Origin of the sequence: Streptomyces boluensis (genome assembly GCF_009908195.1) — a bacterium.
Classification (GTDB): domain Bacteria; phylum Actinomycetota; class Actinomycetes; order Streptomycetales; family Streptomycetaceae; genus Streptomyces; species Streptomyces boluensis.
In genome coordinates, this window is the sequence record NZ_JAAAHS010000409.1 from 1 (window position 1) to 6386 (window position 6386).

Here is a 6386-nt window from a genome sequence, read left to right on the forward strand (position 1 = left end):
GTCCAGGCGGTAGCCGATGCCGTGCGCGGTGTGCACGAGGCGCGGTTCGCCCTCCGCCTCCAGCTTCCGGCGCAGGTAACCGACGTACACGGCAAGGGAGTTGGAGTCGGGCCCGAAGTCGCGTCCCCAGACCCGCTCCAGGATCGTCTCGCGCGGCAGCACCTGCCCCGGGTGGCGAAGGAGCAGTTCGAGCAGGGTGAACTCGGTACGGCTGAACTCCATCCGCCGCTGCCCGCGCCGCCCGGTCCGGGTGCGCGGGTCCACCACCAGGTCCGCGAAGGCAAGCTCGCCGGAGGCCTGCGCCTCGGCCGGACCGGCGGTCCTGCGCAGCAACGCCCGGATACGGGCGACCAGTTCGTCGAGTGCGAAGGGCTTGACGAGATAGTCGTCGGCGCCCGCGTCGAGCCCGTCCACCCGCTCACTCACCGAACCGAGCGCCGTGAGGACAAGCACGGGCGTACGGTCCCCGAGCGCCCGGAGCCTACGGCACACCCCGAGCCCGTCGAGGCCCGGCATCATCACATCGAGCACGAGGACGTCCGGCTCCCAGTCGGCGACGGCGGCAAGCGCCGCGAGGCCGTCGGCCGCGCCCCGCACCCGGTACCCCTCGACGATGAGCCCGTCCTCGACGGCGTACCGCACCTCCGGTTCGTCGTCGACCACCAACACCTTCGGCGCCGCCGCGGGCCCGTCCGTACCGCTCAGGGAACTCATGCGGCACAGCCTGCCAAAGCCGGTCTTAGAACGTTCTTAGAGCGCACCGCCAGCGTGTTTCCCATGACGACACCGCGAACCTCCCCCTCCCCGCTCTCGGTGGTGATCGGCGCCGGCGGCACGGGCGGACACATCTACCCCGGACTCGCCCTCGCCGACGCGCTCAGGCGGGCCGACCCGCACGCCACGATCTCCTTCGTCGGCACCGAACGCGGCCTGGAGACCCGGCTGATCCCCGAGGCCGGGTACCGGCTGCACACCGTCGACATGATCCCCTTCGACCCGGCGCTCGGCGCGAAGCGCTTCCTGCTGCCCGCGGCCCTCCTGAAGTCCGGCGCCCAGTGCCGCACCATCCTGCGTGCGCAGGGCGCCCAGGTCGCCGTCGGCATGGGCGGCTACCCGAGCGCACCGGCCATCGTCGGCGCCCGCATGGCCGGACTGCCCAGCGTCATCCACGAGTCCAACGCCGTGCCGGGGCGGGCCAACCGCTTCGCGGCCCTGCTCACCGACCAGATCACGCTGGCCTTCGAGGCGAGCCGCGCCCACCTCAGCGGCGCCCGCAACGCCGACGTCGTGGGCATGCCCATCACCACGGAACTCGCCAGGCTGCGCCGCCACGAACTCCGTACCGCCGCACGGCGCGAGTTCGGCATCCCGCAGGACGTACGGCTGCTCCTGGTCAACGGCGGCAGCCTCGGCGCCGCCCGGCTCACCGCCGCCGCCACCGGCCTCGCCCGGCACTGGCGGGACCGCGGCGACGTCCACCTCCTGATCAAGACAGGACCCGCCGCCCTGGCCGACACCCGGCGCCTCCTCACCGAGACGGGCGCCGACCGGGTCGCCACCGCCGTCCCCTACCTGGACCGGATGGACCTCGCCTACGCGGCCGCCGACCTGGCCGTCTGCCGCGCGGGCTCCGCGACCGTCGCCGAACTCGCCGTCACGCGTACGCCCGCGGTCCTGGTGCCCTACCCGTACGCGCCCGGCGACCACCAGACGCACAACGCCCGCGTGCTCACCGACGCCGGGGCGGGACTGCTGCTCGCCGACGCGGACACGACCGCCGACCGCCTCGCCGCCCTGGTCGAGCCGCTGCTCGCCCAGCCGTCCCGGCTGCACGCCATGGCCGCCGCCGCACCGCAGGGCCCGCACGCCCGCGCCGCCGACCTGCTCGCCGCCCACGTCCTGCGCCTCGCCGGACGCACCGTCCCGCACGTGTCGGGCCCCTCGCTCACCTTCGAAAGGACCACCGCAGCATGACCAGCACCTCGAACCGCCCCGGCACCCCCCTCGACTGGGCCGGGCGGACCGTCCTCGTCACCGGCGCCGAAGGGTTCATCGGGTCCACCCTCGTCGACCTGCTCGCCGCCCGAGGCGCGGACGTGCGCGCGTTCGTCCACTACAAGCCGTACGCCGAGAAGGGCCACCTCGCGCACCACCTCGCCGACCCGCACAGCCCCGTCACCACGGTCACCGGCGACATCCGCGACCCCGGCCGGGTGATGGACGCCGTGGCCGGCTGCGACACCGTCTTCCACCTCGCCGCCCTCATCGGCATCCCGTACAGCTACGACTCACCGGGCGCCTACGTACAGACCAATGTCGTCGGCACCGAGAACGTGGCCGAAGCCTGCCGCAGGTCCAGCGTCCGCCGGCTCGTGCACACCTCCACCAGCGAGGTCTACGGCACCGCCCTGACCGCGCCGATCACCGACGATCACCCGCTGCAGCCACAGTCGCCGTACTCGGCGTCGAAGATCGGCGCCGACATGATGGCGCTGTCGCACTGGCACGCGTTCGAGCTCCCCGTCACCGTGGTCCGCCCCTTCAACACGTACGGCCCCCGGCAGTCCGCGCGTGCCGTCATCCCCACGATCCTGGCCCAACTCCACTCCGGCGCCCGGCAGATCAAGCTCGGCTCGCTCACCCCGACCCGTGACTTCACCTACGTCACCGACACCGCCGCCGGGTTCCTCGCCCTGGCCGACTGCGACCGCGCCCTCGGGCACAGCGTCAACCTCGGCACCGGACAGGAGATCTCCATCGGCGACCTGGCGCAGGCGCTCATCAGCGCCTCGGGCCGCGACGCCGAAGTGGTCGTCGACCCCGACCGGCTCCGCCCCACGGGCAGCGAGGTGCAGCGGCTGCTCTCCGACAACTCCCGCGCCCGCGACTGGTCCGGCTGGCAGCCCGAGGTCTCCCTGCGGGACGGGCTGCGGCGCACCTCCGACTGGGTCGCGGAACACCTCGGCCTGTTCGCCGCCGACCGTTACCACGTCTGACGACCCGGCCGCCCGTGGTGCCACCACCGCGGGCGGCTGCCGGAGGCCTCCGTGCACCCCACTCCCTCGCGCCGCTCCCGCCACGCCCGCCGGACCCACCGTCGCACCGGCCGCCGTACCCGCCGCCGGGTTCTGCGGTACGGCGGTGGCCTGCTCTGCGCCGCCGTCGTACTCGGCGGCCTCGCCCTCTACCAGCGCCTGGACGGCAACCTCGCCACCACCGACATCGACTCCCGGCTCGGCTCCGACCGGCCACCGCGCGGCGCGGGCTCCGCCCTGAACCTGCTGGTGCTCGGCTCCGACTCCCGGGCGGGCGCCAACCGTTCGTACGGGAGCCACATCAGCGGCGCGCGCTCCGACACCGCCCTGCTCGTGCACCTCGCCGACGGCCGGAAGGAGGCCTCGGTGATCAGCGTGCCGCGCGACACGATCGTGGACCGGCCGCCTTGCCCGGCACCGAACGGCGGCAGCACACCCGCGGCGTCTGCCGCGATGTTCAACACCGCGTACAGCGTGGGCGGGAGCACCTGCACGGTGAAGACCCTGGAGGCGATGAGCGGGGTGCGGATCGACCACGTCATGGAGGTCGACTTCACCGGCTTCAAGGACCTCGTGGACGCGGTCGGCGGCGTACGGATGTCGATACCCGAGGACATCCACGACCCCAAGAGCGACCTCGACCTCACCCAGGGCACCCACCGGCTGCGCGGCGAGCAGGCCCTCGCCCTGGTCCGTACGCGCTACGGGGTCGGGGACGGCAGCGACCTCGGGCGCATCGAGCTGCAGCAGAAGTTCCTGGCCGCTCTCACACGGGAGTTCGCGGCCGGGCGTCTGGTCGCCGACCCCGTACGCCTGTACAAGGTCGCCGACGCCGCGACCTCGGCCCTCACCACCGACAAGGACCTGGGCTCGGTCCGCGCGCTCACCGGTCTCGCCCGCACGCTGGGCGCCGTCGAACCCGACGCCGTCGACTTCCGCACCCTGCCGGTCCGGCCCTGGCCGAAGGACCCCAACCGGGTCGTCGCGGACACCCCGGCGGCGCGCGACCTGTGGAAGGCGATCCGGCGGGACACCAAGTTGCCGCCCGCACAGCCGAGTTGACGTGGCGTCAAGAAGAGTCCCGCTGTTCAGATGTGCGGCACCAGCGACCGGGCCGCGTCCCGCGCGAGCTGCAGCACGGTCGCGCGCTCGGTGTCGCGCAGGCCCAGGACGAGCCGGGTGCTGAGGCCGTCCAGGAGGGCCAGGAGCTGGGTCGCGGTCGCGGCGGTGTCGTGTTCCGCGAACCGGCCCTGCCGCACCCCGCGCGCGAGCAGCGCCGCCAGGTCGTCCCGCCACCCGGCGTCCAGGTCGTCCTGCGCCTCGCGCAGCGTCTCGTCGGCCGGGGTGCGGGCCCACAGCTCGATCCACAGCATCCAGCGCGGGTCGCGCGGGCCGCGCGGCAGATACAGGCCGAGGAACTGGTCGAGCTTGCGGTCGGCCGGGGTGCGGCGGGCGAGGAGCGCGCGGCGCTCGTCCGCGAGCAGCCCCTCGCTCCAGCGCAGCGCCTCCAGGAAGATCCGGTCCTTGCTGCCGAAGTAGTACAGGATGTGCCCGCCGCTCATCCCCAGACGGCGGCCGAGCGCCGCCATCGTGAGCTCCGCCAGGCCGTGTTCGGCGACGGCCGCCATGACCTCTTCGAGGATCCGCTCCCGCGACGGCCGCCCGTCGCGCTCCCGCGCCCGCACTGTCACCGCCGCGCCCCTCCCACGTCCGTATCGCGCCCGTACAGCGCCCGTACAGTGCCCGTCCTTCGTCCGGGGCCGACCTTATCCGTAGCCGCCCAGGTCTTGACGGCCCGGTGTCCCGCACTCCATCTTGAATGGCGTTCGAAATCTTTGAACAGCATTCTAGGAGCTCGGAGAGGCCCACCGATGAATCGACAGCGGACCATCCCGGTCGAACCGGACACGGAGCCAGGCAGTGGCGACGAGGTCTTCCGGATCGAGACGCACGGAATCGACCCCATACCCGAGGCCGCGCGGCACGGCAGCGCCAAGGACCTCTTCTGGCTCTGGTTCGGGTCCAACCTCACCTTCACGTACGTCATCAACGGCGCCCTCGCCGTCGCCTTCGGCCTGTCCTTCTGGCAGGCCGTCGGGGTGGTCGTCATCGGCGGGCTCGCGTTCTTCGCGATCAGCGCGGCCGGGTTCAGCGGCGTCCGCACCGGCACCGCGACCCTCGTCATCTCGCGCGCCGCGTTCGGTATCCGCGGCAACTGGCCTGCGGGGCTGCTGAATTGGGTCGTCTCCATCGGCTACACCGTCGTGAACACCGTGGTCGGCGCGCTCGCCCTGGAAGCGTTCTGCGCCCACCTCGGCTGGACCGGTCTCGGCGCCCGCGCCTTCGCCCTCACCGTCACCATGGCCCTGACCTTCGCGGTCGCGCTGTGGGGGCACGCCACCGTGCAGCTCGCCGAACGCTGGCTCGCGTACGTCCTGGCCGCAGGGTTCGCCGCGCTCCTCGTCCTCGTCCTGCCCGGCACCGACGTCACGGCGAGCGGTCCGGCACCCGGCGCCGCGGGGTGGAGCCTCGCCTTCGTCGTCGCCCTCGCGGGACCGTTCTCGTACGTGCCGATGCCCGCCGACTACACCCGCTACCTGCCGACCGGCACCTCGCTGCGCTCCCTGACCTGGGCGGGCGCCCTCGGCGGCTTCACCTCGTCGGTGGCGCTCGGCGCGGCCGGTGCCGCCGCGGCCACCCAGGCCGACCTCACCGACGCGGTGGCCGGTACGGAGAGCCTGCTGCCGGACTGGTTCAAGCCGCTGTTCCTGGCCCTGGTCCTGGGCGGCTGCGTCACCAACTCGATCATCACGCTCTACTCGTCCAGCCTGAACCTGCAGGTGCTCGGCATCCCCTGGAGCCGCGCCAAGACCATCGTGATCAGCGCCGCCGTCACCGCAGCGGGCTCCCTCTACGCGCTGTTCCTCACCGACTTCACCACCGCGCTGCTCTCCTTCCTCTCCCTCCTGGTGATCGTGTTCGCGCCGTGGGGCGGGGTGTTCCTCGCCGACATGGTGCTGCGCCGCTGCCGGTACGACGCCGCCGCACTGCACACACCCGGCGCGGGCGCCTACTGGTACCGCCGCGGCTACCACCCCGCGGGCCTCACCGCCCTGCTCACCGGCATCGTCTTCGCCGCCCTGACCTGCGACTCGGAGCTGTGGACCGGCCCGCTCGTCGCCCCGCTCGGCGGCGCCGACCTGAGCCTCGCCTCGTCCCTCGTGGCCGCGGCCGTCTACTGGGCCCTCGCACGCCGCACGGTCACCCCGGAAGCGCTGCCGGAACCGGAACCGGCATCCACGGGAACGCACACCAGCTGACCCCCGCACCCGCAGCCCCGCACCCCAACAC

General features: G+C 73.1%; 6 protein-coding genes. 4 read left to right on the top strand and 2 right to left on the bottom strand.

The annotated features are described in order from the left end of the window. Window positions 1–714: response regulator transcription factor (locus tag GUY60_RS32275; RefSeq protein ID WP_161704349.1), on the bottom strand; the 714-nt coding region annotated here is incomplete at its 3' end. Window positions 715–777: 63 nt separating this feature from the next. On the opposite strand from GUY60_RS32275, the gene GUY60_RS32280 reads away from it, so the two are divergent. From GUY60_RS32280 to GUY60_RS32290, 3 genes are read left to right on the top strand one after another with little or no spacing between them, the layout of a single operon-like run. Continuing rightward, on the top strand, window positions 778–1974 hold the full coding sequence (locus GUY60_RS32280) for a UDP-N-acetylglucosamine--N-acetylmuramyl-(pentapeptide) pyrophosphoryl-undecaprenol N-acetylglucosamine transferase (RefSeq protein ID WP_161704351.1): 1197 nt from the start codon (window positions 778–780) through the stop codon (window positions 1972–1974). Continuing rightward, window positions 1971–2996, top strand: a complete 1026-nt coding sequence (locus GUY60_RS32285; protein WP_161704353.1) for a GDP-mannose 4,6-dehydratase — start codon at window positions 1971–1973, stop codon at window positions 2994–2996. Before GUY60_RS32280 ends, GUY60_RS32285 begins: the two co-directional genes overlap by 4 nt. A 51-nt stretch (window positions 2997–3047) precedes the next feature. Next, on the top strand, window positions 3048–4097 hold the full coding sequence (locus GUY60_RS32290; RefSeq protein WP_161704355.1) for an LCP family protein: 1050 nt from the start codon (window positions 3048–3050) through the stop codon (window positions 4095–4097). A 26-nt stretch (window positions 4098–4123) separates the two neighbouring features. Here the strand turns inward: GUY60_RS32290 and GUY60_RS32295 are convergent, their stop codons facing one another. Then, window positions 4124–4726: a TetR family transcriptional regulator C-terminal domain-containing protein gene (locus GUY60_RS32295; protein WP_161704357.1), complete on the bottom strand. Its 603-nt coding sequence runs from the start codon at window positions 4724–4726 to the stop codon at window positions 4124–4126. Window positions 4727–4906: 180 nt separating this feature from the next. Between GUY60_RS32295 and GUY60_RS32300 the strand changes: the two genes are divergently transcribed. After that, the gene (locus GUY60_RS32300) at window positions 4907–6355 is read left to right on the top strand and encodes a purine-cytosine permease family protein (RefSeq protein WP_161704359.1); all 1449 of its coding nucleotides are present in this window, start codon (window positions 4907–4909) and stop codon (window positions 6353–6355) included. Window positions 6356–6386: the final 31 nt, after the last annotated feature.

Excerpts from the sequence above, each read along its gene's own strand:
- GUY60_RS32280 (WP_161704351.1), top strand. The coding sequence starts at position 778 with ATGACGACACCGCGAACCTCCCCCTCCCCGCTCTCGGTGGTGATCGGC.
- GUY60_RS32285 (WP_161704353.1), top strand. The coding sequence starts at position 1,971 with ATGACCAGCACCTCGAACCGCCCCGGCACCCCCCTCGACTGGGCCGGG.
- GUY60_RS32300 (WP_161704359.1), top strand. The coding sequence starts at position 4,907 with ATGAATCGACAGCGGACCATCCCGGTCGAACCGGACACGGAGCCAGGC.